28 protein-coding genes and 2 tRNA genes are annotated in these 22,988 nt (G+C 63.5%); 20 read left to right on the top strand and 10 right to left on the bottom strand.

What is annotated here, in order from left to right:
• Positions 1–23: 23 nt before the first annotated feature.
• Genes PE067_RS08560 through recR form a run of 3 tightly spaced genes read left to right on the top strand, consistent with a single transcriptional unit; the run spans position 24 to position 2,763 of the window.
• Entirely contained in the window at positions 24–1,808 is a 1,785-nt protein-coding gene (locus PE067_RS08560) for a DNA polymerase III subunit gamma/tau (protein WP_276188877.1), read from the top strand.
• 3 nt (positions 1,809–1,811) lie between these two features.
• Positions 1,812–2,156 (top strand): YbaB/EbfC family nucleoid-associated protein, encoded by a 345-nt coding sequence (locus tag PE067_RS08555; protein ID WP_276188875.1) that lies wholly within the window; start codon positions 1,812–1,814, stop codon positions 2,154–2,156.
• 4 nt (positions 2,157–2,160) lie between these two features.
• On the top strand, positions 2,161–2,763 hold the full coding sequence (recR, locus tag PE067_RS08550; protein ID WP_276188873.1) for a recombination mediator RecR: 603 nt from the start codon (positions 2,161–2,163) through the stop codon (positions 2,761–2,763).
• A gap of 119 nt (positions 2,764–2,882) precedes the next feature.
• On the opposite strand, the gene PE067_RS08545 is transcribed toward recR, so the two are convergent.
• The 3 genes from PE067_RS08545 to PE067_RS08535 all read right to left on the bottom strand — a co-directional run bounded on the left by PE067_RS08545 (position 2,883) and on the right by PE067_RS08535 (position 5,447).
• The gene (locus PE067_RS08545; RefSeq protein WP_276188871.1) at positions 2,883–3,335 is read right to left on the bottom strand and encodes an Hsp20 family protein; all 453 of its coding nucleotides are present in this window, start codon (positions 3,333–3,335) and stop codon (positions 2,883–2,885) included.
• Between the two features lie 216 nt (positions 3,336–3,551).
• Positions 3,552–4,565 carry a putative sulfate exporter family transporter gene (locus tag PE067_RS08540; protein ID WP_276188870.1) on the bottom strand — a complete coding sequence of 338 codons (1,014 nt, stop codon included), beginning with the start codon at positions 4,563–4,565 and terminating at the stop codon, positions 3,552–3,554.
• A gap of 252 nt (positions 4,566–4,817) precedes the next feature.
• Positions 4,818–5,447, bottom strand: a complete 630-nt coding sequence (locus PE067_RS08535; RefSeq protein ID WP_276188869.1) for an FMN-binding negative transcriptional regulator — start codon at positions 5,445–5,447, stop codon at positions 4,818–4,820.
• Between the two features lie 488 nt (positions 5,448–5,935).
• Here PE067_RS08535 and PE067_RS08530 point away from each other — a divergent pair, with 488 nt between their 5' ends.
• Complete coding sequence (locus PE067_RS08530; RefSeq protein ID WP_276188867.1) at positions 5,936–6,508, top strand: hypothetical protein; 573 nt, start codon at positions 5,936–5,938, stop codon at positions 6,506–6,508.
• A 317-nt stretch (positions 6,509–6,825) separates the two neighbouring features.
• On the opposite strand, the gene PE067_RS08525 is transcribed toward PE067_RS08530, so the two are convergent.
• Positions 6,826–7,582 (bottom strand): IS5 family transposase gene (locus tag PE067_RS08525; protein WP_276188865.1). Its coding sequence is split into 2 segments (ribosomal slippage): positions 6,826–7,252 and positions 7,251–7,582, totalling 759 coding nucleotides; the frame shifts between segments, so codons are not numbered across the junction.
• 262 nt (positions 7,583–7,844) lie between these two features.
• Here PE067_RS08525 and PE067_RS08520 point away from each other — a divergent pair.
• The 11 genes from PE067_RS08520 (at position 7,845) to PE067_RS08470 (ending at position 13,973) form a co-directional block, all read left to right on the top strand.
• Positions 7,845–8,417: a hypothetical protein gene (locus PE067_RS08520; protein WP_276188863.1), complete on the top strand. Its 573-nt coding sequence runs from the start codon at positions 7,845–7,847 to the stop codon at positions 8,415–8,417.
• A gap of 62 nt (positions 8,418–8,479) precedes the next feature.
• The gene (locus PE067_RS08515; RefSeq protein WP_276188862.1) at positions 8,480–8,635 is read left to right on the top strand and encodes a hypothetical protein; all 156 of its coding nucleotides are present in this window, start codon (positions 8,480–8,482) and stop codon (positions 8,633–8,635) included.
• A 99-nt stretch (positions 8,636–8,734) separates the two neighbouring features.
• Positions 8,735–8,857 carry a hypothetical protein gene (locus PE067_RS08510; RefSeq protein WP_276188860.1) on the top strand — a complete coding sequence of 41 codons (123 nt, stop codon included), beginning with the start codon at positions 8,735–8,737 and terminating at the stop codon, positions 8,855–8,857.
• 1 nt (position 8,858) lies between these two features.
• Entirely contained in the window at positions 8,859–10,544 is a 1,686-nt protein-coding gene (locus PE067_RS08505) for a phage minor head protein (protein WP_276188858.1), read from the top strand.
• A 217-nt stretch (positions 10,545–10,761) separates the two neighbouring features.
• Entirely contained in the window at positions 10,762–11,682 is a 921-nt protein-coding gene (locus PE067_RS08500) for a phage protease (protein WP_276188856.1), read from the top strand.
• Between the two features lie 5 nt (positions 11,683–11,687).
• Positions 11,688–12,224, top strand: a complete 537-nt coding sequence (locus PE067_RS08495; protein ID WP_276188854.1) for a hypothetical protein — start codon at positions 11,688–11,690, stop codon at positions 12,222–12,224.
• On the top strand, positions 12,106–12,522 hold the full coding sequence (locus tag PE067_RS08490; RefSeq protein ID WP_276188852.1) for a phage tail protein: 417 nt from the start codon (positions 12,106–12,108) through the stop codon (positions 12,520–12,522). The genes PE067_RS08495 and PE067_RS08490 overlap by 119 nt, the downstream gene beginning before the upstream one ends.
• Positions 12,523–12,537: 15 nt before the next feature.
• A complete protein-coding gene (locus PE067_RS08485) occupies positions 12,538–12,774 on the top strand; it encodes a hypothetical protein (RefSeq protein ID WP_276188850.1) in 237 nt (78 codons plus the stop codon).
• A gap of 211 nt (positions 12,775–12,985) precedes the next feature.
• The gene (locus PE067_RS08480; protein ID WP_276188848.1) at positions 12,986–13,330 is read left to right on the top strand and encodes a hypothetical protein; all 345 of its coding nucleotides are present in this window, start codon (positions 12,986–12,988) and stop codon (positions 13,328–13,330) included.
• The gene (locus tag PE067_RS08475; protein WP_276188846.1) at positions 13,324–13,566 is read left to right on the top strand and encodes a hypothetical protein; all 243 of its coding nucleotides are present in this window, start codon (positions 13,324–13,326) and stop codon (positions 13,564–13,566) included. The genes PE067_RS08480 and PE067_RS08475 overlap by 7 nt, the downstream gene beginning before the upstream one ends.
• On the top strand, positions 13,563–13,973 hold the full coding sequence (locus PE067_RS08470; protein WP_276188844.1) for a hypothetical protein: 411 nt from the start codon (positions 13,563–13,565) through the stop codon (positions 13,971–13,973). The genes PE067_RS08475 and PE067_RS08470 overlap by 4 nt, the downstream gene beginning before the upstream one ends.
• A gap of 198 nt (positions 13,974–14,171) precedes the next feature.
• On the opposite strand, the gene PE067_RS08465 is transcribed toward PE067_RS08470, so the two are convergent.
• Together PE067_RS08465 and PE067_RS08460 are read right to left on the bottom strand one after the other, a co-directional pair.
• Positions 14,172–14,247: transfer RNA gene (locus PE067_RS08465), tRNA-Thr, on the bottom strand.
• Positions 14,238–15,947 (bottom strand): iron ABC transporter permease, encoded by a 1,710-nt coding sequence (locus PE067_RS08460; RefSeq protein WP_276188842.1) that lies wholly within the window; start codon positions 15,945–15,947, stop codon positions 14,238–14,240. The genes PE067_RS08465 and PE067_RS08460 overlap by 10 nt, the downstream gene beginning before the upstream one ends.
• Positions 15,948–16,029: 82 nt before the next feature.
• Between PE067_RS08460 and PE067_RS08455 the strand changes: the two genes are divergently transcribed.
• Positions 16,030–16,905, top strand: coding sequence for a hypothetical protein (locus tag PE067_RS08455; protein ID WP_276188841.1), 876 nt, complete (start codon positions 16,030–16,032; stop codon positions 16,903–16,905).
• Positions 16,906–16,939: 34 nt separating this feature from the next.
• Here the strand turns inward: PE067_RS08455 and PE067_RS08450 are convergent, their stop codons facing one another.
• Positions 16,940–18,148: an MFS transporter gene (locus tag PE067_RS08450; RefSeq protein ID WP_276188839.1), complete on the bottom strand. Its 1,209-nt coding sequence runs from the start codon at positions 18,146–18,148 to the stop codon at positions 16,940–16,942.
• 98 nt (positions 18,149–18,246) lie between these two features.
• Here PE067_RS08450 and PE067_RS08445 point away from each other — a divergent pair, with 98 nt between their 5' ends.
• From PE067_RS08445 to PE067_RS08430, 4 genes are all read left to right on the top strand, one after another.
• The gene (locus PE067_RS08445) at positions 18,247–18,669 is read left to right on the top strand and encodes a DUF1489 domain-containing protein (protein ID WP_276188837.1); all 423 of its coding nucleotides are present in this window, start codon (positions 18,247–18,249) and stop codon (positions 18,667–18,669) included.
• 163 nt (positions 18,670–18,832) lie between these two features.
• A complete protein-coding gene (locus PE067_RS08440) occupies positions 18,833–19,540 on the top strand; it encodes a metal-binding protein ZinT (RefSeq protein WP_276188836.1) in 708 nt (235 codons plus the stop codon).
• 91 nt (positions 19,541–19,631) lie between these two features.
• Positions 19,632–19,705: transfer RNA gene (locus tag PE067_RS08435), tRNA-Gly, on the top strand.
• Between the two features lie 445 nt (positions 19,706–20,150).
• On the top strand, positions 20,151–20,726 hold the full coding sequence (locus PE067_RS08430) for a hypothetical protein (protein ID WP_276188835.1): 576 nt from the start codon (positions 20,151–20,153) through the stop codon (positions 20,724–20,726).
• Positions 20,727–20,732: 6 nt separating this feature from the next.
• Here PE067_RS08430 and PE067_RS08425 read toward each other — a convergent pair whose 3' ends face one another.
• The 3 genes from PE067_RS08425 to PE067_RS08415 form a co-directional block, all read right to left on the bottom strand.
• Entirely contained in the window at positions 20,733–21,464 is a 732-nt protein-coding gene (locus tag PE067_RS08425; protein ID WP_276188833.1) for a hypothetical protein, read from the bottom strand.
• 520 nt (positions 21,465–21,984) lie between these two features.
• Positions 21,985–22,599 (bottom strand): SOS response-associated peptidase, encoded by a 615-nt coding sequence (locus tag PE067_RS08420; protein WP_276188831.1) that lies wholly within the window; start codon positions 22,597–22,599, stop codon positions 21,985–21,987.
• Positions 22,600–22,733: 134 nt separating this feature from the next.
• Positions 22,734–22,949, bottom strand: a complete 216-nt coding sequence (locus PE067_RS08415) for a hypothetical protein (protein WP_276188829.1) — start codon at positions 22,947–22,949, stop codon at positions 22,734–22,736.
• Positions 22,950–22,988: the final 39 nt, after the last annotated feature.

Genomic DNA, 22,988 nt, shown 5'->3' with positions numbered 1-22,988 from the left:
GGGTTTTCCATTCAGGCGGGGACATGACCGGGAGCGGACAGAATTATCAGGTGCTCGCGCGGAAATACCGCCCGGAAACCTTCGCCGATCTGGTCGGTCAGGACGCCATGGTGCGCACGCTGAAAAACGCCTTTGCGGCGGACCGGATCGCGCAGGCATTCATCATGACGGGAATTCGCGGGACCGGCAAAACCACCACCGCCCGGATCATCGCCAAGGGGCTGAACTGCATCGGCCCGGATGGTCAGGGGGGACCGACGACCGAACCCTGCGGCACATGCGAACATTGCGTGGCGATTTCCGAAGGCCGCCATGTCGATGTGATCGAAATGGACGCCGCATCCCATACCGGCGTCGGCGATATCCGTGACAGCGTGCTGGACAGCGTCCATTACGCACCATCCAGCGCGCGCTACAAGGTCTTTATCATCGACGAAGTCCACATGCTGTCGAACAGCGCTTTTAACGCGCTGCTGAAAACGCTGGAGGAACCTCCGGCGCATGTGAAATTCATCTTTGCCACCACCGAAATCCGCAAGGTCCCGGTGACGGTCCTGTCGCGCTGCCAGCGGTTCGACCTGCGCCGGATCGAACCCGAGGTGATGATCGCCCTGCTGCGCAGGATCGCGGGCGGCGAAGGCGCGCAGATCGCCGATGATGCGCTGGCGCTGATCACCCGCGCCGCCGAAGGCTCGGCCCGCGATGCGACCAGCCTGCTGGATCAGGCGATCAGCCACGGCGCGGGCGAAACCACCGCCGTGCAGGTCCGCGCCATGCTGGGTCTGGCGGATCGTGGCCGGGTGCTGGACCTGTTCGACATGATCCTGCGCGGTGCCGCGGCCGAGGCTTTGGCCGAATTGCAGGCGCAATATGCCGATGGCGCCGATCCCCTGTCGGTGCTGCGCGATCTGGCGGAAATCACCCATTGGATTTCCATCCTGAAAATCACCCCCGAGGCGATCGAGGACCCGACCGTCGGCCCCGATGAAGCGACGCGCGGCAAGGATTTCGCCGAAAACCTGCCGATGCGCGTGCTGACCCGGCTGTGGCAGATGCTGCTGAAATCCATCGAGGAGGTCTCTGCCGCGCCGAATGCCATGATGGCCGCGGAAATGGCGATCATCCGCCTGACCCATGTCGCCGACCTGCCCGACCCGGATGCGCTGATCCGCAAGGTTCAGGCCTCGATCAAGGCAGGCGAGTTCGCGCCGCCCATGGCAGGCACCCCGGCATCCGGTCAGGGCGCGCCGCGCGCCGCGATCCCCGCGCCCGCGCGTGGCGGCATCCGGCAGGACGGCGCGGCGCTGGCGCTGGCGGTATCGCCCGATGCCTTTGCCGCCTATCCCGATTTTCAGGCTGTCATCGAACTGATCCGGCGGATGCGCGACATGCGCCTGCTGCTGGAGGTCGAGGATCACCTGCGCCTTGTCCGCTACCAGCCCGGCCGGATCGAGTTCCAGCCGACGCCTCAGGCCCCCGTGGATCTGGCGCAGCGCCTTGGCGAAAGGCTGCGCGGCTGGACCGGCGGCCAGCGTTGGGCGGTCAGCGTCGTGAACGAAGGCGGCCAGCCCACCATCGCCGAGGCCCGCGCCGCCGAACAGGCCGCGACCCGCGAACGCGCCATGCTGAACCCGGTGGCGCTGGCGATCTTTGCCGCCTTTCCCGGCGCGAAGATCACCGAAATCCGCAAGGCGCCAGTCGCGGCGGCGGTTGAAATGCCGGTCGGCGAGGATACATCACCCCATGACCTGACCGATGGCCCCGTCGCCGAGGTCGAGGAATGGGACCCGTTCGAGGATGAGGAATAGACGATGATGAAGGGACTTGAGGGCCTTGGCGACCTGTCCGGCATGATGAAGGCCGCGCAGGACATGCAGGAAAAGATGGCCGAGATGCAGGCAGATCTGGACCGCCTGATCGTCACCGGCGAAGCGGGTGGCGGGCTGGTCAAGGCCCGCGCCACCGCCAAGGGCGAATTGACCGGGCTGGACATCGACCCGTCGATCTTTCGGTCCGACGACAAGGAAATCGTCGAGGATCTGATTCTGGCCGCGATCAAGGATGCGCAGAAACGCGCCTCGGACAAGGCGCAAGAGGAAATGGCCAAGCTGACCGGCCAGTTCGGGCTGCCGGCCGACATGAAATTCCCCTTCTGACCGAATGGCCGAGGGCAAGGGCGATATCGAGGCGCTGATCGGCCAGATCGCGCGGCTGCCGGGGCTTGGCCCCCGCTCGGCCCGGCGTATCGTCCTGTATCTGATCCGCAAGCGTGCGGGGCAGATGGCGCAGCTTGCCAGCCTGATGGGCGCGGTCGCGGAAAATTCGCGCGAATGTCTGGTCTGCGGCAATATCACCGAAAGCGATATCTGCGCGATCTGCCACGACCCCACCCGCGCCACGGGCGAAATCTGCGTGGTGACGGATGTCGCGGATCTGTGGGCGCTGGAACGCGGTCGCGCCTTTCGCGGGCGCTATCATGTGCTGGGTGGCAGCCTGTCGGCGCTGGACGAAATCGGCCCCGAGGATCTGCATATCCCGCAACTGATCCAGCGGATTGCGGATGAACGGATTTCCGAGGTGATTCTGGCGCTGGCGGCAACGGTCGAGGGCCAGACCACCGCCCATTACATCGCCGAGGCGCTGGCGGGCAGCGATGTCGCCGTGACCGGGCTGGCCCAGGGCGTTCCCATCGGCGGAGAACTGGATTATCTGGACGACGGCACCATCACCGCGGCCCTGCGCGCCCGACGCAAGCTGCAATGAAAAAGGCGCGGGAATCCGCCCCGCGCCACTCGCAACCTTAACCATGCGGCGTGCGGGCTTGGCCCGCACATTGCTTTGAAGTGGCCGGATTATCCGGCCACGGCGGTTGCACCCTGACGTCAGGCGTCCAGCTTTTCGACAGGTTTCGCGGGTTTCGCGATTTCGATCCGGCGGGGCTTCAGCGCCTCGGGGATTTCACGGACGAGGTCGATATTCAGCATGCCGTCGACATGGCTGGCGCCCTCGACCCGGACGTGATCGGCCAGGGTAAAACGGCGTTCAAAGGCGCGGGTCGCGATCCCGCGATGCAGAAAGCTGCGGTTGTCATCATCGGCGGCCTTGCGTCCCGTGACGATCACGGCGCCGTCGCGCATCTCGACCGAGAGGTCGCTCACCGAAAAGCCCGCGACTGCGATCGAGATGCGATAGCTCGTCTCTCCGGTTTTTTCGATATTGTAGGGGGGATAGCTGTGCTGGGGCAGATCGGTTGCCAGCGCGCGGTCCAGCACATCCGCCACACGGTCAAAGCCCACCGAGGCACGATACAGGGGGCTGAGGTCAAAATTACGCATTTTCGCATCCTTTTCAAAGCGATACAAATCCTGCCCCCAAACTGGCGGGCAGCGTTCCGGCGCCCGTCATGGGCCATCCGGTCCTGTTCAGATGGGGGTGAGGCGAAGCGGTTTCAACCATCGTCGGCTTCAGGCGGCATCGGTTTCAGGCATCATTGGGGGCGATTGCTTCCATCGGTTGCAACGCGATCAATCCCCCCAGCTACCCCCAACCGGCTAGCCCAGAAAATGCAGCCCCGCGACGATGACGGCCCCCAGAAAGACCGTTTCAGCCACGATCAGGGCGATGGCGCTGCCGCCGACCCCCAGCATCTTTTTCAGCGAGGTCCTGATCCCCACCGCCGCGATCGAGGTCAGGAGCGCCCAACGTGACAACTGCCCCGCCAGATCCGACAGCGCCGCAGGGATCACGCCAAGGCTGTTCAGCACCGCCAGCGCCAGAAACCCCAGCACGAAGCCCGGCAACAGCGGCGGCGCGCTGCCGCTGTCCGGACGCGCCCGTCCCCCTGTGCGGATCGCCAGCGAAATCACCAGCACCACCGGCGCCAGCATCGACACGCGGATCAGCTTGACCAGTGTCGCGGTCTCTCCGGTTTCGGGGCTGATCGAGAAACCCGCGCCGACGACCTGCGCGACATCATGGATGGTCCCGCCCAGAAAGATGGCGGAATCGCGTTCGGTGAAGCCGAACAGCGCCGCCAGCATCGGGTAAAGCACCATGGCGACGGTGGACAGGACGGTCACCGACAGGACGGTAAAGACCAGATCACGTTCCGATTTCTCATGCTTTGGCAGAACGGCGGCAATCGCCATCGCGGCCGAGGCCCCGCAGATCGCCACCGCGCCGCCCGTCAGCAGGCCAAAGCGCCAGCCCCGCCCCACCATCCGCGCCATCGCCAGCCCGCACAGGATGGTCAGGACGACACCCGCGACCACCAGCAGGATCGACCGCGCGCCAAGCGCGGTCAGCATATCGACCGAAATCCGCGCGCCAAGCAGCGTCACCCCCAATCGCAGAACGGTGCGGGTGGTGAAATCGACCCCGGCCGCAGTGCGCGTGCCGTCCTCTGCCAGAAAGTTCAGCGCCAGCCCCAGAAGCAGCGCCAGCAACATCGCGGGCGCGCCATAATGTTCCGACAGGAACTGCGCCGTCGCCGCGACCAGCATCGACACGGCAAGGCCCGGAAAGATCGTTTCCACGCCCCGGCGAGAGGGGATCAAAGACAGCATCGACGTCACCAAGGGCAGACAGGCACAGGCATCATGGCGGGACCGCAGGGTTTGCGAAATCCCCCGAGGGCAGTTTTTCGGGGCTTTTTCTTGGGGGTGGTTTTCAGCGTGGTTTTTCAGGGCGCCCCTTGCTTGCTCCGACAGGGCGATGGCGCGATCCTTTTCGCGAAGAATGGCAAGCCATTTCGGACAGGTTCGCCCTGCAGGCGCCACGGGGTTCGGGGCGTCAGGGCAGAACGGCGAGGCCACCACTCAGCGACCATCGTTCAGCCTTGCTGCCATCCGGCCCGCCATTTCCGCATGTCCCGAGGCACGCAGCCCGTCTACAGCACCCAGATAGTCACGCGCTTCCCTGTTCTGGCTCAGTTTCGACTTGGCCAGAACCTTGGTCACGGCAATGTTGAAAGCGACGATGCCGCCCAGCATCTGCGCCATGTAATCGCGCGGCGCATCCGCCATCCGCCACGCATCCGCCCCATTGAGCCGACGCTCGTGGTGGCGTGTCAAAAGCCCGACAGCCGCCCGCTTTGCATGCTCGTCATGCTGGAAGGTGATATTGCCGTAAGCATGGACGACCTCGTAATTCCAGGTCGGCACATGCCGATGGTGGTCTTGCTTGGTCGGGTAGAAGTTCGGGGAAATATAGGCATCGGCGCGCCGGAAAATCGCCAGGACCTGCTGACCGTCCGCGATCAGCCGATGCATATCGTTTGCGAGCGCGACATGACCGATGAAATCGCCTTTCGGCGTTTGCAGCAGGGGCAAGTGGTTCGCGATCAGCCCGTTGTCGGTTTGCGCCACAAGGCAGGCCAGCGGCGCATCCTCGAGGATTTCGGCAATCGTCCCGGGATTGATCTCCTGAAAGTGAGGGGGCGTATACATGTGCGGGCCTGCCTTGCTCCTGCGATCCAAAGACTATGGCGCGGCCATGCCCTGGGTTCAACATGCGTCCGTTACCGTATCGCGGCACTTGGGTGGAAGCCGATGGCTGCGATTCTTTCCGCGACGCCACAACGAAAACGAAACGCGAATGCGGGAAATCGTTTCATCGCGCTGGATGCCCGAACGGCAGGTGTGGTCTGACATATAAACGCCAACTTGACCGGAATCCAAGTCGTTATATATCAACAAGTTAAGTTTTCACCCGACATCCTGGATACCAATCTGCCGACACCCCAAAAGCAACTTCCGACATCCCAAAACGAACCTGTGTTTCAACGATCCTGGCGCCTGGCCATGAACAAGCCGCCCAAAAGGGCGGCCATCTGATCGACGAGGCCTTAAAAGAAGGAGCTATTTCCGTCGCTTCGACGCAGGTCGCCCCTTCTTTTCATCCATATATCTTTGCATCGCCAAGGTGGTGTCATGGGATGGTTCAGTTGGAGGCTGGTGACAGCATCATGCTCGATTACGAGGCCGCAATTACCCGCATCGGTAAATCCGATGCAAAGCGCGCCTTTTCCCGCGCTCTGAACCATGAAGGCCGTAAAACCTTCACTGCGATGAAGCGTGCTGTCCGCAGGCAGACCGGTCTGAAAGCCTATGACGTGAACAACGCCGTCAAATATGGCCAAGCGACGAAAAACCGCCTGAAAACCACAGTCCGGGCGACCGGACAACGGGAGTGGTTGAGGAAGTTTGGGCCGCGCCAGTTCAAGTATGGCGTGCGCGCCCGGCCATGGAACAGGTCGCAGCGATTCAATCACGCGTTCATCGTCAAGTCGCTCGACGGCAACGTGTTCATCAATACGCAGAAGTTCGATCCAAAGTCGGGAAGGAAGAACGCCATCCGTCCGCTGTTCGGCCCCTCCATCCCTGAAGAAATCATGAAGGACGAAAGCCTCAAGGAGTTTATGCGCAGCACCGACGGGCTGGCCGACCGCGCCGCCCACGAGATCCGCGTCATCCTCGAAGGGTGGGCGAGGCCGGGGCGCAGGGGGTGAGAGATGCTGCCCGGATTTTTGGTGTTTCACGGGCAGACGCCGGGTGGTTCCTTCCCCCGGCACAGCGGCGGCGCGGGTGGTGTCCGGCCCGCGTCGTCGCGCCCTTCGGGCGGTGTGGCCTTCGTGCAACACCACCCCCTCTAGGGACCGTGTCAGGGGGCCGATCTAGCGCGGGTCTTGCCACCCCCGATGTTTGCGTCTCTTCCAGCGTTTTTAAAACGCATTTCCATTTCATTTTCTCTGGGAATTACCCATTGAAAATAAACATAAAAAATTGACCCATGGTCGATGTGCCTAGGGTCTGGACTCATTGAGTTTCAAAGCCAGTAGATGACGAGGGCAGCAAGTGCGATTGCTGACAAGAATACCTTGGGGCAACGGTCGTACCGGGTCGCCACACGCCTCCAATCCTTGAGCCTGCCGAACATGATCTCGATCCGGTTGCGCCGTTTGTACCGGCGCTTGTCGTACTTGACGGTTTTCTTCCGCTGCTTCCGGCCTGGGATGCAGGCGCGTATCCCTTTGTCTTTCAACGCTTCTCTGAACCAGTCGGCGTCATAGCCGCGATCCCCGAGCAGCCAATCGACATCCGGCAGGCTGCTCAGCAATGCCCGCGCGCCGATGTAATCGCTGACCTGTCCGGCAGTGACGAACAGGTTGAGGGGGCGCCCCTGGCTGTCGCAGATGGCGTGCAACTTGGTGTTCATGCCGCCCTTGGTGCGACCAATCAGGCGCCCACGCCCCCTTTTTCACGCCCATGCTGGTCGCGGTGCGGTGGGCCTTCAGGTAAGTGGCGTCGATCATCACGGTCTTCTCTTCGCCGTGCCCGGCCGCCAGACCCGCCATCATTTGGGCAAAGATGCCCTTGTCGCTCCACCGCTTCCAACGGTTGTATAGTGTCTTGTGCGGGCCATAGGCTGCCGGGGCATCGCGCCACCGTAAGCCATTGCGATTGATGAAGATAATCCCGCTTAACACGCGTCGATCATCGACGCGAGGCTTGCCGTGGGACTTGGGGAAGAAAGGCTCAAGACGCGCCATCTGCGCGTCCGTCAACCAAAAAAGATCAGACATGGTCACCGCTCGCTTTTCGAACCGTGAATCACGCCGCCAGTCGGAAATCAATGGGTCCTGAGCCTAGCGTCCCGAACATCGCGGAAAGCGCGATCTGGGAAGAAAACATTCCTGAACTTCAAAACGGCTTCCAGATCACGGGGGCCCACCCGATCCAGCCGCCGACGAGGGCCTTGCGAACTGGCCGATTCAGAAGCTGGCCAACCGCACATCCTACCTGAAAGCCGCCGTCGATGACCTGCGTCAGGTCGCTGACGTCGAGGTGACGGTCGGGGCCGGTGGTCAGTATGCGTCGATCAACGAGGCGCTGGCCGAACTGTCGCGCCGCCGCCCCGCATTCCGCTCGGGTGGGTTCACTGCGGTGATCCGCCTTCTGGCGGGCTTCATCATGTCCGAACAGGTCGTGGTCTCGGGCATCAATCTGGGCTGGGTCCAGATCACGGGCGTCGATGCACTGACGATCATCCGTCGCAATGCGCTGACCGGTGTGGTTTCGGATCGTTACCCGGCATTTTCAGCAGTCAACGGCGGGGTGATGCCCACGATTTCGCAGGTGTTCCAGATGGATACCACGGGCGTCGCGACGAATCGCGACGGTATCCTGGTGAACGGTCCCGACGCGGGTGTCAGGGTCGGCGGCGGCGGCGTCCGCAACGCGGGCGAGGACGGCCTGCATGTGCGATCTGGCGGTGTTGCCTCAGTGGGTCTCGGCGATTTCCGAAACGCAGGCGGGCGCGGTCTTTATGCGCTGTCCGCCTCGGTTTCGGCGCAGGGTGTCAACCTTTCCGGCGCGATGAAGGGCGGGCTTTACGCCCAACACACGGCGATGGTCTAGGCCAGGCGGCGAATATCTCGGGCTGCACCGAGTCCGGGGTGCAGGCCACGCACGGAGCCACGGTGTCCGCGCAGGGCGCCAACTGCCGCATGGGCGGGACGGATGGCCCGGCGGATATCATCGTCGCGGGCGGTGGGATCGTTGCGACGATCAACGCCACGGGCGGCACCTCGCAAACCATCAACACCATCACCGGGGCGGGGATCATTTTCCGCTGATCGAGAGGATTGCACCATGGCGAAACGCTACATGATCACCGCGAAGGGCGCGGAACCGCAGGTCGCAGGTCGGCACTGCCCGAAGGCGCGACCGTCACCTTGACCGACGCGCGGGCCGCGCAGCTGGTCGATGCCGGGCTGATCGAGGTCGCACCCAAAAACTATACGCCGGTCACGGTCCGCGTTCGCGGCACCGATGCGGCGCCGGGATCGGAGGGCTGACATGGCCGCCCTGCTGGCTGATCGCGTTCTGAACCGTCCGCTTCTGCTGGATCCGTCGAAAGCGGCCGTGATCCTCGACGTTCTGGCGGGCCGAATCGGGGTTGCCGGTCCCGACCTTTCCGCGCTTCCCGCCGAGGCATCCCGTTTCCGGGGATCGTCGCGCGGTGCTGATGGCGCAGCGCGGCCCTACAACACCGCGGGCGGCGTTGCGATCATCAGCATCGTCGGATCGCTGGTGAACCGCGGTGCGTGGATCGGGGCGCATTCCGGCCTTGTCTCCTATGAGAGCATCGCGGCCCAACTGCGGGCCGCCGGCGCCGCCCCTGATGTGAAGGCCATCGTCCTTGATATCGACAGCGGCGGCGGCGAAGCGGGCGGCATCGCCGGGCTGGCCGCGATGGTTCGAGAGGTCGGCGCGCGTAAGAAGGTGGTGGCCGTCGTCAACGATACCGCGTGCAGCGCCGCCTACTGGATCGCAAGTCAGGCCGGTTCTGTCGTTGTGTCGGAAACCAGCATGGTCGGATCGATCGGCGTCCTGCTGCTGCACATGAACCGCGCCGAGGAAATGAAGAAGAAGGCGATGGAGCTTGACCTACTGGAGGCGATGCGCGGCGAGGTTCAGAGGGCGCTGGATGAGGGGCTGCCGTTCGACGCGTTTCAGAAAAACTGGAAATCGAATCCGAATCTGGCCGAGTGGTGGGGCAAGCGCGAAATGGTCGATCCGGTGACCGGCGAGACCGAGCTGGTGCAGCTGGGCAGTCCGCGCCGCCTGCGCACCATATATAATGCCAACATCCGCAGCGCCCGGGCGGCAGGCCAGTGGGAGCGGATCCAGCGCACCAAGCGCGCCTTTCCTTATCTGGAATACCGCACGGGTCCGAGCGAAAACCACCGGCCGCACCATCTGGCAAAAGCCGGGACGATTCTGCCGGTGGACAGCCCGTTCTGGGACGAATGGTTTCCGCCGAACGGCTGGGGCTGCAAATGCTGGGTCCGTCAGGTGACAAGGGCCGAGGCCGCGCGGCGCGGGGTGTCCGTCGAACCCGAGGTGGCGGACACCGTTGTCGAAAACCAACGCACCGGCGAGGTGCGGATCGTCCCGCAGGGCATTGATCCGGGCTGGCAGCGCAATCCCGGTCAGCTGCGGCTGGATGGTATGGAAAGTTTCCTGGCCGAGAAGCTGGATGAGCTGCCCGAGGCGGCACGTCAGGCCGCATTGCGAGACATCGCGACCAGCTGGCGGGTTCGGCGGATCATGGATGGTGCCCCCGGTCGGGCGCCGGTCGGTCAGTTGCCCGCGCAGATCGCGGCCGAGGCCGGCCCGGATGACCGTATGATCTGGGTCAACCACGACACGTTCGGGCATGTCGTCATGGATCACGATCCGAAGGACGCGGAATTCCGCAAGGCGCTGATGTCGCTGGTGGCGAATATCGACGGCGCCACGCTGGCGGCCGTGGAAGAGCGCGGTGATGGATTGAAGACATTGCGTGTCCTGATCCCGTTCAACCGATATTTTCATGTTGCTGAAAGCGCGCGTCCGGGAAAGGCCGAACGGCCGACCGCTCTGATCGTGTGGTTCGATGACGCGATGCGGGTGCGTTCGATCATGCCCAGCACAGAAAGGGGCTTTCGCAAGCGCGCTTCCGAGCAGGGCAATAAGATTATAGATCTGGATAAATCGTGACCCGGAGGGACGGCCCTCCCTCGCATCCCGAAGATGGCAAGCCGTTGGCTCGGGTCACACTATATATATGCGCTTGTTTAATGCGGTTTTCAACCCGGCCTTAAACCCCTCGACAGGCACCCTTCCATCTGGATAGGGTTGTCGCACGGGCGCGGCCCGCCATCCCCCGAAATGTTTCAAGGTCTATCCGGCAGCGGGCAACTGCGATGGTGCCCGCATGTCGAAACGATCCGTCTTTCAATCCATGCCGCTGGCGCTCTGCTCCGAAGAGGGGGCCGTGCCCGATTGGGTCCAGCTGACCCCGCAAGGGCCGCATCTGCCGTCTCGCGATGGTCGGTCGTGGTCCTTGCCCGACCCTGATGCCGTGGTGCAGGCCTATGCCGAGCGTGCCGCCTCGGGCATGGAGGCCCCCGTCGATTTCGAACACGCGACCCATGTCAAGGGTGACAAGGGCGAACGCGCTGACGCCATTGGCTGGGTCAAGGAGCTTGCCAATCGTGATGGCGCGCTGTGGGGCCGGATCGACTGGACCGAAACCGGCCGTGCCGCGATCGCATCGCGCGGCTATCGCTATCTCAGCCCGGGCTTTTTCTTTGCGGGGCCGCAGCGCGTCGTGTCGCGCCCGGCATCCGTGGGTCTGACAAACCTGCCGAATTTCGACCTTCCCGCCCTCAACCGCGAAACCTCTGAAACGGAGAATGACCCTATGGACCCCGCCGTCCTGGAGGCCCTTGGCCTGACCCCGACCGCCACCGCAGCCGAAGCCGTGCTGGCGATCAATGGCCTGAAATCGGCCGAGCAGCTGGCGCTGAACCGGATCACCGAATGCGAAACGGCCGAGAAAGGCCGCGCCGAACAAGCCGCAACCGATGCGGTGGATGCGGCGGTTGCCGAGGGCAAGATCGCCCCGGCCAGCCGCGACTATCACCTTGCGACCTGCCGCGCCGAAGGCGGTCTGGACCGCTTCCGCGCCTTTGTCGCGGCGCAGCCGGTGATCGCGCCCCTGACCGACCTCGGCAAGAAAGACCCGGGGGCAAAGCCCGGCCAGCTGAATGCCGAGGAACTGGCCGTGTGCCGCCAACTCAACATGAGCGCCGAAGATTTCGCCGCCGCCCGCGCGGCTGAAGGCAAGGAGTAGCCCTTATGGCCATCGTTGACCGCGCCAGCCGAATCGCGTGGCCAGAAGAAGACGCCCGGATCGAAATTGCCCTGGGCTTTCAGGGCCAGCCCCTGCACATCTTGGGCATCTTTTCCGTTGACGGCCTGTCAGGCACCGGCCCGGCGCTGACCTTGCGTGTCACCGCGACAGCCGCCGACATGAAGGGCGAAATCCGCGCCCCGAAAACCCGGTCCTGGGAAAACGTCACGCTGGCCCAGATCGTGCGCGATATCGCGGCTGCGGTCGATCTGCGGCCTGTCGTTGGCGCCAGCATAGCCGCCACCCGCTGGCCATGGCTGGCCCAGACCGCCGAAAGCGATCTGCATTTCCTGTCGCGCATCGCCGCCACGCTGGACGCCACGGCCAGGCCAGCGGGCGGCGCGCTCCTCGTCCAGAAACGCGGTGAGGGCCAGACGGCGGCGGGCGCGCCTGTCGGACTGGTCCTGGGCGGTCGATGGCCGCACCGTCTATCGCGCGGCCGAGGCCGAATGGACGGACACCGCGACGGGCATCACCCATAAGGTCAAGGCCGGATCCGGCACGCCCTTGAAGAAGATCCGCCACCCGTATCCGACCGAGGCCGAGGCGACCCGCGCTGCCGAATCGGCCCTGACCGGTGCAGAACGCGCGGCGATGACGCTGGACGCCACGATTGCCGGTCTCGAACCGCGCCTGTTCGGCGGTGGCCTCGTCCAGTTGGCGGGGCTGCGGGCGGAACTGGACGGCGAATGGCACCTCAAGAATGTCACGCATGAGCTGTCCAGCGCCGGGCTGATCACCAGCATTCAGGCCACCAAAGGCCGTCCTGACGCAACCTGACCCAAGGAGACACCAATGCCCCGCCACATCATCCGCGCCATTCTGTCCGACCCAATTGCCTTGCAGGCGGGCGATGTTCTGCAAAATCAGGGTGCCGTGCCCGTCGATATCTATCCGCAGGATCCGGCGAGCGACGATGCCGCCCTGCGCCTGCCCGGCGACGGCGGGGCCTTTCAGGTCGAAACCGCTGTATCGGTGCGCGCCAGCACGTCCAGCGGCAGCACCACGCTGGCCGTGATCCGGGGCTTCTGATGCGGCTACATCTGGACCGATTTTGGCCGCCCATGCGCATCCGCTCTGGTGGCGGCGGCGAGCCGGTCGATCCTCTTGCAGCCAATCATGGCACCGGCCTTGGTCAAATCCCGCTGCATCTGTCACCCGACGATGCTGCGGTGGACGGCAGCGGCTTGGTCACCAGCGTGCCAAACCGGGGCGGCGCGGGGCGGCGTTCGATGCGACGGCGGTGTCCGGGCTCAATCAGAATGGCGCATCGACAACGCAGCTGACCGCCCGTGGCTTTGTCAATTCCGGGTCGCATGGCGGTCTTCTGCTTGCCAATCCCGCCGATTTCAGAGGCACCCGCATCTTCGTCGTCGCGCAGATGGACACCGAGAACACAGCCAACAACTTCGCCGGTTACGCCGCGCAAGATACGAATGCGGCGGGCGGGCGCAATAACCTGATGTGGTATTCAGTGCCGAGGCGCTGGGACACCCTGCGCTGGAACGGCACCGGAAACGATACAGAGACCGTCGTCAGGGGGCGCTCCTCGGCACTGGAACGTGGCGCCTGTTCGCATTCGTGCTAACCAATACCAGCGGGTTCAAGGTCTGGGAGAACGGCGTGCTGTTTGCCGGCGACGGGACCGCAGCCTATCCCGATTTCTATCTCCAGCGCATCCTGTGGGGCTATCTGAGCACCTCCTTCGTCGGGGCGGCAAAGGACATCATTTCGATGGTCACGGACGGGTCTGCCGCAATGGATGCAACCGTCACGGCGATCCGGGCCTATCTGGCCAACAAGCACGGGCTGGCGGTGACATGATCCGCGCCATTTGGGCCTATCTGCGCCAGCCCGACGCCTATCCGGATGACTGGTATCGCTGGATGGGCGGTCAGGCGGGGCACGCTGCCATCATCGGCGGGCCGCTGGCACTGATCGGGGTCGCGGCCGGCATCTGGGTCGGGATCGTCGGCACCCTGGTCGGGCTGGCCTATTGGCTGGGCTGGGAGGTCCTGATCCAACGCGGCGCCGACTGGCGCGATAGCCTGGACGATGCGACCCATGTCACCCTGGGCGCGTCGATCACCAGCCTGCCCTTTGCCTTCGTCCCGCCCGCCGACCACAAGGCAGCCGCAGCAGCGATGGGCGCGGTCTGGTTGATCTGGCTGGCGGTGTTGGCAAGCGGCATTCGGAAACGGCTGAAAGGGGACGATGATGGCCCCATTTAAAAGCGGCGTTCACGGCCCCTGAAATCAAAATCCAATTGCTGCAAATATTCGTGTCACACCCTGCAAGACTTCGTGTCACGCTACAGCAGGCGCAAGATCTGGTGTGCCGAATGTTACCCCAGCGTTCCCCAGGATGGAAACGAGAAAAGCCCCCTTGTGAAGCCTTGCTCATAAATATCTGTAATTTCGTGGTTTTATTGGTGCCGGCTACAGGAATCGAACCCGTGACCTTCTGATTACAAATCAGCTGCTCTACCTGCTGAGCTAAGCCGGCACGTCGCTTTCTGCGATAGCCCGAGCGCGCGCATTGTGCAAGCCAAGGTTCGACCGCGCCAGCAACAGAACCGCGACCATGCTGACCGCCATGACCAGAAGCGCGGCGGGCGCGGCATTGCCCAGATCCTCGAGGCTGGCGCGTTGGTGGACGCGGGTCGCCAGGGTTTCGTAGTTGAAGGGGCGCAGCAGCATGGTGGCGGGCAGTTCCTTGGCGCAATCGACAAAGACCAGCAGCAGCGCCGACCCCAGGGAACCCTTCATCAGCGGCAGATAGATCCCGGTCAGCACCTGTGCCCGGTTGCGCCCCAGCAACCGCGCCGCCATCGGCAGCGAAGGCGAGACGCGGGTAAAGGCCGAATCGACCGTGTTCTGGGCAATCGCGAAAAAGCGCACGACATAGGCCAGCACGATGGCGAAACCCGACCCGGTCAGGATCAGCCCCGGATCGCTGCCGGTGATCGCCGTCACCGCATCGGCCAGACGGTGATCCAGCGCGGCCAGCGGGAACAGGATGCCGACGGCCAGCACGGCGCCCGGCGCGGCATAGCCGACCATCGTCACCGGCAGCAGCATCGACGGCAGGCGGCTGCGCGACAGGCGCACGCCGTAAACCATCAGCAGCGCCAGAACCAGCGTGATCGCCGCGGCCAGCCCGCCAAGCGTGACCGTATGGGTCAGCGCGCGCAAAAGCCCCGGCCCGAACCAGCCCTGCGGATAGGCCAGCGCATATTTCAGGATCACCGCGACGGGCAGGACAAAGCCCAGCAGGAACGGAAACAGGCAGGCCGCCGTCGCCAGTGCCGCACACGCACCCGTCAGGCGCTGGCGGATCAGCGGACGGTTCTGCCGCGCGCCCCGGTGGAAACGCGCCCTGCCCCGGCTGATACGCTCGAGGCCGGTCAGAAGGACGACGATCACCAGAATGACCATGGCCAGTTGGGCGGCGCCGCCTGCATTGCGCCCTTCGAGCCAGGTGGTGAAAATGCCGGTGTTCAGGGTCTGGACGCCGAAATAGGCGACCGTGCCGTAATCGGCGACGCTTTCCATCATCACGATGGTCGCGCCAGCAACGATGGCCGGGCGCGCCAGCGGCAGGCCGACGCGGCCAAACAACCGCCAGCCGCCGATGCCCAGGGCGCGCGCGACCTCGTAGATGCCGCCCGATTGCTCGCGAAAGGCGGCGCGCGACAACAGGTAGACATAAGGAAAGGCCGAGGCCGCGATCACCACCACGGCCGAGGGCAGCGACCTGATGCGCGGAAACCAGTAATCGCGCGCCGAGGTCCAGCCAAAGGTCTCGCGCAGCGCGATCTGGACGGGGCCGGAATAGTCCAGGAAATCCGCCAGCGCATAGGCGCCGACATAGGCCGGGACGGCCAGCGGCAGCACCAGCAGCCATTCCAGCCAGCGGCGGCCGGGGAATTCATACATGCTGACCAGCCAGGCGGTCCCCGCCCCCATGATCGCGGCCAGAATCCCGGTGCCGACCGCCAGCTTGACCGTATTGCCGAAATAGCGCGGCAGCGTCGTCGCCATCAGATGCGGCCAGATGTTTTCGGTCGGGAAAAGAGCGATCCAGCCCACCGACAGGATCGGCGCCAGCACCAGCGCCGCGACCGCGATGGCGACCAGCGACCAGATGCGCCCTTCGCCGATACGGCGGCGCTGCGGCGGGGCTTTCGGCGGTTCCTGGGACATGGTCCGTGACCTAGCACGAGGGCGGTTTCCCTGTCCACGAATGACGTCTAAGGTGCGCCCGTCTTGGATGGAGTCTTGCCCGATGCAGATCGTTTTTCACTGTGGCGTTCATGGGACGGATCACGACGGGCTGCTGAAAACATTGCTGCAAAACCGCGAATGGCTTTTGCAGAACGGGGTCGAGGTGGTCTCGCGCAACCGCCATCGCGGCGTCTTTGAAAGCGCGCTGAATTCGCTGCGCGGCGGCCCCGCCACCCCCGACATGGAAGAGATGATGCTGGACGCGATCCTCGACAATGACGGGACGCAGCGGGTGATCTGCAGCCAGCCGGGCTTTCTGGGCGTGCCGGACCGCGCCATCACGCCCGAAGGGCTGATGCGGCTGTCCGCCGAACGCATGGCCGCGCTGGCCAACCTGTTCCCCAGTGCCGAGGTCGAATTCTTCATCGGGCTGAAAAACCCCGCCACCCTGATCCCCTATTGCATCAGCCGGATCGAGGACCGCTCTTATCAGGATATCATGGCGGGCGTGCAGTTGCAGGACATGCGTTGGGCGCCGACGGTGCGCGACATGGTCAGCGCCGCGCGGGGCCGCAGGCTGGTGATCTGGTCGCACGAAGATACGCCCCTGATCTGGCCCGAGGTCGTGCGCGCCATCGCCACCATGCCGGGCGACGTGCCGCTGAAGGCCGGCCTGCTGGTTCTGGGCGAGATCCTGCAACCCGACGGCATCCGCTTTATCCGCGACGAAATGGCCGCGCAGGAACGGGTCACCATCGCCGGGCGCCGCGATATCTTTGCCCGCGCGCTGGAACAATATGTCCGCCCCGAGATGATCGAGACCACCGTCACCCTTCCCGGCTGGACGCAGGACACCATCGACGAGCTGACCGCGATCTATGACCGCGACCTTGCGGAAATCGCGGGCCTGCCCGGCGTCGAATTCATCGTTCCCTAGGTCGCTCCCTGCCCGGCTTTCCTACCGGGATGGCTCAGTTTTCGCGGATGCTGCGCATCAGCAGGACGGCCAGCGCCGAACAGATCAGGGTGGCGACGACCATCGGCCCCAGGCTGCCGTCATAAAGCTGGCCGATGGGGGCGGCGATCGCGACCGCGCCAAAGGTCGACAGCCCCGACACCACCGATGCCGTCGTCCCCGCGATATGGCCCATATGTTGCAGGGCCAGCGCGTTCAGGTTGCCAAACGTCACCCCCGCCATGGCAAAGACGCTGACGGCCCAAAAGACGAACAGCGGAAAGGCCAGCACCTCGGGGATCAGATCGCCATAGACCAGAACGACCATCACGCCGGAAATCACCGTCTGCATGACATAGGCCGCCCGCGCGATATGATGCATGCCAAGCCGCACCACCAGCCGCGCATTCAGCAGGTTGGCGCAACCCGCCAGCAGGGCCATGACGGCGAACCAATAGGGAAAGGTCGCGGCCCGGCCATAGGTCTCGCTGAACAATTGCTGCGCGGTGTTCAGCAAGATGAACATCTGGCCGAAACCAAGCGCCAGGACCAGCGTGATCAGGCGGACCTGCCCATTGGCGACGACCTCGGCCATGCCGGTGCCGACCGAACGCAGGTTGAACGGGCGGCGCAGCGCGGGGGGCAGGGTTTCCGCCTGCCGCAGGTTCAGCCATCCCGCGCCGATCAGCGCCATCAGCACGAACGACCCGAAAACGCCATGCCAGCCAAAGACCGCGATGACCTGCGCCCCCAGCATCGGCGCAATCGCCGGGATCAGGATAAAGACCATGCCGACAAAACTGGTGATCCGCGCCATCTCGCGCCCCTGATACAGGTCGCGCACCAGCGCCATCGTCGCGATCCGGGGCGCGGCGGCACCCAGCCCCATGACGAAACGCAGCATCAGCAGCACATCCAGCGAACCGGCAAAGATCGCCGCAAAGGCCGCCAGCGCATAAAGCGCGAAACCGATGGTCACCAGCCGCTTGCGGCCAAGCGCATCCGACAGCGGCCCGGCAAAGAAGGTCCCGCAGCCCATGCCCAGCATGAAGGCGCTCAGCACCAACTGGGCGCGGTTCGGGTTTTCGGGGATCAGATCCGCGGCAATATCACCCAATGCGGGCAGCATCGAATCGATGGAAAAGGCCACGATGGCCGAAATCATCGCCATCAGCGCAATGAATTCGGGCAGCGGCAGCCGGCGGATCTGGGAACTGGTGGTCATCTGGGCTTCCTGTTGCTGCCCCTGCGGTAGTCCCGCCGCGCGACAGGCGCAAGGCCTGCCCCCTGTTCCCGCCCGTCCCCCGGGGCTATATCGGTGTCATGACCACGACCCTGAACATGATGAAGCTTTGCGTCGGTTGCGACAGCCCCGCCGAACTGGAGGCATGGCAGGCGCAGCGCTGGCAGGGCGCCGCACCGCGCCATGTCACCCGCATGTGGCCCAAGCGCGACAGCGAGCTGCTGAATGGCGGCTCGATCTACTGGGTTTTCAAGGGGATGATGATGGCCCGTCAGGAATTGGCGGGCTTCGAGGAGGTCATGGGCGAAGACGGCATCCGCCGCTGCGCGATCATCATGCGCCCCGCGCTGATCCGCGTCGCCGCCACCCCGCGCCGCCCCTTTCAGGGCTGGCGCTACCTGCAACCCGGCGATCTGCCCCCCGACCTGCCTGCGGGCCGTGACAGCGAACCGACCCTTCCCTCTGACATCGCGCAGGCCCTGTCCGAGATGGGGTTGCGCTGAAGCCGCCTGATAAACCCATCGCAATTCATTGATATAAATCACATTATATCAGAATTATCCCGTTTGATCGGCGCGGTTGCGGTGGGCGGCAAACTCGGCTAACCCATAATGGTTATATAATAACATAACGAATCATATTCCCGACCAGACAAGGGCCCGACTCATGCAAAGAATCACTTTCTGGAACATCCCGGCACTGGCGCTGGCCTCTGCCCTGCTGGCAAGCGCCCCGGTGATGGCCGATGATACCGCCAAGGCCGATGATCACGGCCATGACCACAGCCATGATCATGCGCACGATCATGATCACACCCATGCCGAGGGGCAGGACGACAAAAGCCGGATCTATCGCGGTTACTTCGACGACGCGCAGGTCGCGCCGCGCCCCCTGACCGACTGGGAAGGTGACTGGCAATCGGTTTACCCCTATCTGCAGGACGGCACGCTGGACCCGGTCATGGCCCACAAGGCCGAATCCGGTGACAAGAGCGCCGCCGATTACCGCGCCTATTACGACACCGGCTACCAGACCGACATGGACCGCATCACCATCGCGGGCGATCAGATCACCTTCCATCGCGGCACGGCGCAGGCGGTCGCGACCTATGCCCCGGACGGGTTCGAGGTGCTGACCTATGAAAAGGGCAATCGCGGCGTGCGCTTTGTTTTCAGGAAAGTGCAGGGCGACGATGCCGCGCCCGGCTTCATCCAGTTCAGCGACCACAAGATCGCGCCCGAGGCTGCCGATCACTATCACCTTTACGCCGGTGACGACCGCGCGGCCCTGCTGACCGAGATGACCAACTGGCCCACCTATTACCCCGCCACGCTGGACGGCGCCGCGATCGTCGCGGAAATGCTGGCGCATTAGGCCGCAGCACCCCTGCGCCGGGCCGGTTTGTCCCTGCCCGGCGCAATCCCCCGCTTGACGCTGGCGCGCGCACAAGTTAGGCGAACAGCATGCGGGTGTAGCTCAATGGTAGAGCAGCAGCTTCCCAAGCTGAATACGAGGGTTCGATTCCCTTCACCCGCTCCACCCACCATTCCCATAAGAGTCTGATTAATCGGGTTGATTACCGATTTTCCGACATTGCGACGATCAAAGTCGGACCGGAACGAACCGACAACAATGGACAGATTTCGCCAGAATCTCCCATTGAGTCCCGAATTAATCCCCGAACAATGTTCTCGATCTCTCCCCTCATTCTTCCGGGGAGAATACGCATGACCGACCCCCACCCCACCCGAGACGCCGGGCCTGCAAAGACGGACGATGAATGGCAGCCCATCGGCACGATGCCGGAAGGCGTCCGCGTCGATGTTCGCCGCGACGACTGCCCGGGTTACGACACGACTGCTGTCCGCAACGGATCGCGGATCGACTGCGCCTCTTGGTTTGTGCGCTCCGACATGGTGATGATCATGCGTCCGACACCCTGGCGCCCCTTGCCCGCCCCTCCCGCGACAGAGGGGGAAGCGTGATGGCCTATCCCCATGTGTGCTATGTGTGCGGCAACGACCTTGGCGGCTCATACTCGTTGGATTGGGGCCGTTATTGCCATATCGAGTGTCACCCTGACACTATCGCGCGCGCTGCGGAAGCGGAACGCCATTACAACCGTGGTAAGGCGGACTCCCAAGCCGAAATCGCCCGCCTGACCCGCGAGCGTGACGAGGCGCTGGCTAAGGTGGCGGCGGCGTATGAGGTCGCAGAACCCATCCGCTCGCTTATCGAGTTAATCGAGGCAGGCGAAATCACAGGTTTGCATTGCTCAGACGAGTTCGGGCTTTACCTGCTGGGCGATGATCGGGAGCCGGTCTATTGCGCCGTAACCATGACGCTTGAGCAGCTTGGCAAGATCGGAAGCACTAACCCTTCCGCCGACGCCACCGCAGCCCTGAACCGCGTCCGGGCGGGGGCGATGAGAGAGGCGGCGGGGATCAACGTATCGCGCACCGGTCGGGACTGGGTAGCAGACAGCCTCTGGGACCGCATAGCGCAGGACCATCGTGACGCCATCCTCGCGCGGGCCGATGCGGTCGAGAGGGGCGAGTGATGGGAATCAGCCTATCACAGCCCCGTCTGGCGGCTCAATATTGTCCCATCTCTCGGCAATCGTTGCGCAGGCGGCCTCCATATTTTGGAATCGTCTGGTCGCGTCCGATGGCGCCGGGATGAACCTCCCGCTTGCGCAGTCCAGTGTGACACACAGCTTTGCCTCCGGCGCATCATCATCATGGACATCCATCATCTTGCGAAATCCGAAAAGCATGGAGGACTGATAGGAGCCAGCCTCTACATCCAAGGGCTTGTTCTTGGCATATCGGATAGTGCCAAGCCCGGTGCGAAGCCGGTTTGTTCGGGTTACCCGCACCAGCCCAAACCTTATGTCGGGCCTCACGTCGACCCCATTTATAGACGCGCGGAATGAAGTATCTGCATCAACTATCTCGCAAGTCGACGGAAGCGTTTCCATGCTAAACACCTCTGCGTAGGCAAGCAGAAAATCACCATTGTTATCAATTTTCTCACGCTCAAAATCCGTGTCCGCCATCATATTCAACATCCGGTCACCTTCCTCACGCAAGGACATCGAGCTTAGCTCCCCCGACCTCAACGCATTGGTGATGAACGATTTTGCCAAATCATGCTGCATAACCCGAGCAATCCTAGGGAACTTGCAGTCGCGGATTATCGTCCGCCTTGCACGTTCCGAGGCCACCATGTAGTCGCTCAGGTAGCGACTATTGATTTTAGGCGTCTTGACCAGCTTGTGGGTCGGTGATTCACTCATTCCAAAACCTCAGAGGCGAACATGGCACATCTCTACCTTACCGGGACAGCGCCAGATGGGAAGCGCCTAGTGATTGCGCCCATCACTTCAAGGCGTCTGGCTCGATGTCCGGAACCCCCGGAAGATACAAGCGGATACTTCCTCATGGAGGACGAAGGCGATGGACCTTGCGAGGCACTAACAATTCTCGCGCGCATCGCGGATGCCGATTCTGCCTTCAGGATCGGGCGCATGTTTTGCATGACATAGCCTTTGACTCGTCACACCCCCAAAGCCCGTCCCATAGGCAACTCTACCTATGACGAAACAGCCAACTTTTCCCCTCGCGCGCGGGTTGCTAAACAGGCGCGGTAACGAGTGATGTCGTGAAGCCAGCGGGCCGGGTCTTGTGCAGATCGGCCCGCTTTATTTTCCGCAGTGGAACCAATGAGCTAACGTTATGGTTGTGTGGATGCCCGGTGTTGGAACCATGCGGGTAGCCCGCCTGCGGACGTTTACGCCACACAGATGCAGGCGGGTTCTATTCGTCATCCAGCAGGACTAGCGCATCGTCCGGCAGCGGCCGCTGCAACTCAGTCGCGTTGATACCGTCAAGCCATGCCTGCCATTCATCTTCTTTTGTCAGGATCACCGGCATGGCCTTCGGATGGACTGCCGCCACCTCTGCATTCGGCGGGCAGGTCAGGAAGGCAAACAGATCATCGGTGGTTTCGCCGTCCTTGACCTTGCGGACGCTTTTCCAATCCCGAATCTCGATCCCGGCAAAGAACATCACCGCGTCAGGATCCGCCGCCGCGAACCACTGGTTTCCTTTCCCCTTCCCGCGCGGCTCGGCAAAGCTGGTCAGCGGGACAAGGCAGCGATGCTCTTTCCCAAGCCACCGGCGCCAGTGCGGCGATCCGAGATTGCGGATGTTGGTCACGCCGGGATCGCGGGCGGTCTTGAGGACCGAGGGCGGAGACGGCAGACCCCACCGTGACATCGCCAGTTCGAGGCCGTCATCACCGTGACGCAGGATCGGGGCCAGCTGGTCGGGATAGACCCGGCCCGGCTCCACGTTACCCGCGCGGTCGGTCAGCGGAAACAGCCGCCTGATTGCCTCTTGCGTGGTGGTGTTGCTGTAGAGGTTGCACATCGCCGCCGCCCTTTGTCAGATCATCCGCCCGATGATGACCTGATCCGCGCGCCAATGCCAGCGCGCAGCGCACCCGCGATCCTGCGCAACTCGGCCGACCGCAGCCCGGCGTTGGTCAGGCCCAAGGCTTTGCCCTAGGCATGCGCCAGCATGTCACCTTTAGGGTGCCATTCGCAGGCAACGGCCAGCGCCTGCCTGACCTCATCAAAGCCGCGCAGATCCTCGTAAAGCGTGTCCTTGACCGCCTTGTCCAGCCGGTCCAGCGCGGCGGCCAGCGCCTCATCGCCCGCGATCTGTTCGGACCACGCGCCGCCAAAGGCGACGTTCCCCAACTGTCTTTTCCTGTCCATTTCGCCCTCTTGCCGGATGAGAACGATTGTAGAACATTT

Origin of the sequence: Paracoccus sp. DMF-8, assembly GCF_029309835.1 — a bacterium.
In the GTDB taxonomy this organism is placed as follows: domain Bacteria; phylum Pseudomonadota; class Alphaproteobacteria; order Rhodobacterales; family Rhodobacteraceae; genus Paracoccus.
The sequence above is the reverse complement of the archived record's forward strand: the minus strand, read 5'-3'. Positions and strand labels throughout refer to the sequence as shown.

Excerpts from the sequence above, each read along its gene's own strand:
- PE067_RS08560 (WP_276188877.1), top strand. The coding sequence starts at position 24 with ATGACCGGGAGCGGACAGAATTATCAGGTGCTCGCGCGGAAATACCGC.
- PE067_RS08555 (WP_276188875.1), top strand. The coding sequence starts at position 1,812 with ATGATGAAGGGACTTGAGGGCCTTGGCGACCTGTCCGGCATGATGAAG.
- recR (WP_276188873.1), top strand. The coding sequence starts at position 2,161 with ATGGCCGAGGGCAAGGGCGATATCGAGGCGCTGATCGGCCAGATCGCG.
- PE067_RS08545 (WP_276188871.1), bottom strand. The coding sequence starts at position 3,335 with ATGCGTAATTTTGACCTCAGCCCCCTGTATCGTGCCTCGGTGGGCTTT.
- PE067_RS08540 (WP_276188870.1), bottom strand. The coding sequence starts at position 4,565 with ATGCTGTCTTTGATCCCCTCTCGCCGGGGCGTGGAAACGATCTTTCCG.
- PE067_RS08535 (WP_276188869.1), bottom strand. The coding sequence starts at position 5,447 with ATGTATACGCCCCCTCACTTTCAGGAGATCAATCCCGGGACGATTGCC.
- PE067_RS08530 (WP_276188867.1), top strand. The coding sequence starts at position 5,936 with ATGGTTCAGTTGGAGGCTGGTGACAGCATCATGCTCGATTACGAGGCC.
- PE067_RS08505 (WP_276188858.1), top strand. The coding sequence starts at position 8,859 with ATGGCCGCCCTGCTGGCTGATCGCGTTCTGAACCGTCCGCTTCTGCTG.
- PE067_RS08500 (WP_276188856.1), top strand. The coding sequence starts at position 10,762 with ATGTCGAAACGATCCGTCTTTCAATCCATGCCGCTGGCGCTCTGCTCC.
- PE067_RS08495 (WP_276188854.1), top strand. The coding sequence starts at position 11,688 with ATGGCCATCGTTGACCGCGCCAGCCGAATCGCGTGGCCAGAAGAAGAC.
- PE067_RS08485 (WP_276188850.1), top strand. The coding sequence starts at position 12,538 with ATGCCCCGCCACATCATCCGCGCCATTCTGTCCGACCCAATTGCCTTG.
- PE067_RS08470 (WP_276188844.1), top strand. The coding sequence starts at position 13,563 with ATGATCCGCGCCATTTGGGCCTATCTGCGCCAGCCCGACGCCTATCCG.
- PE067_RS08460 (WP_276188842.1), bottom strand. The coding sequence starts at position 15,947 with ATGTCCCAGGAACCGCCGAAAGCCCCGCCGCAGCGCCGCCGTATCGGC.
- PE067_RS08455 (WP_276188841.1), top strand. The coding sequence starts at position 16,030 with ATGCAGATCGTTTTTCACTGTGGCGTTCATGGGACGGATCACGACGGG.
- PE067_RS08450 (WP_276188839.1), bottom strand. The coding sequence starts at position 18,148 with ATGACCACCAGTTCCCAGATCCGCCGGCTGCCGCTGCCCGAATTCATT.
- PE067_RS08445 (WP_276188837.1), top strand. The coding sequence starts at position 18,247 with ATGACCACGACCCTGAACATGATGAAGCTTTGCGTCGGTTGCGACAGC.
- PE067_RS08440 (WP_276188836.1), top strand. The coding sequence starts at position 18,833 with ATGCAAAGAATCACTTTCTGGAACATCCCGGCACTGGCGCTGGCCTCT.
- PE067_RS08430 (WP_276188835.1), top strand. The coding sequence starts at position 20,151 with ATGGCCTATCCCCATGTGTGCTATGTGTGCGGCAACGACCTTGGCGGC.
- PE067_RS08425 (WP_276188833.1), bottom strand. The coding sequence starts at position 21,464 with ATGAGTGAATCACCGACCCACAAGCTGGTCAAGACGCCTAAAATCAAT.
- PE067_RS08420 (WP_276188831.1), bottom strand. The coding sequence starts at position 22,599 with ATGTGCAACCTCTACAGCAACACCACCACGCAAGAGGCAATCAGGCGG.
- PE067_RS08415 (WP_276188829.1), bottom strand. The coding sequence starts at position 22,949 with ATGGACAGGAAAAGACAGTTGGGGAACGTCGCCTTTGGCGGCGCGTGG.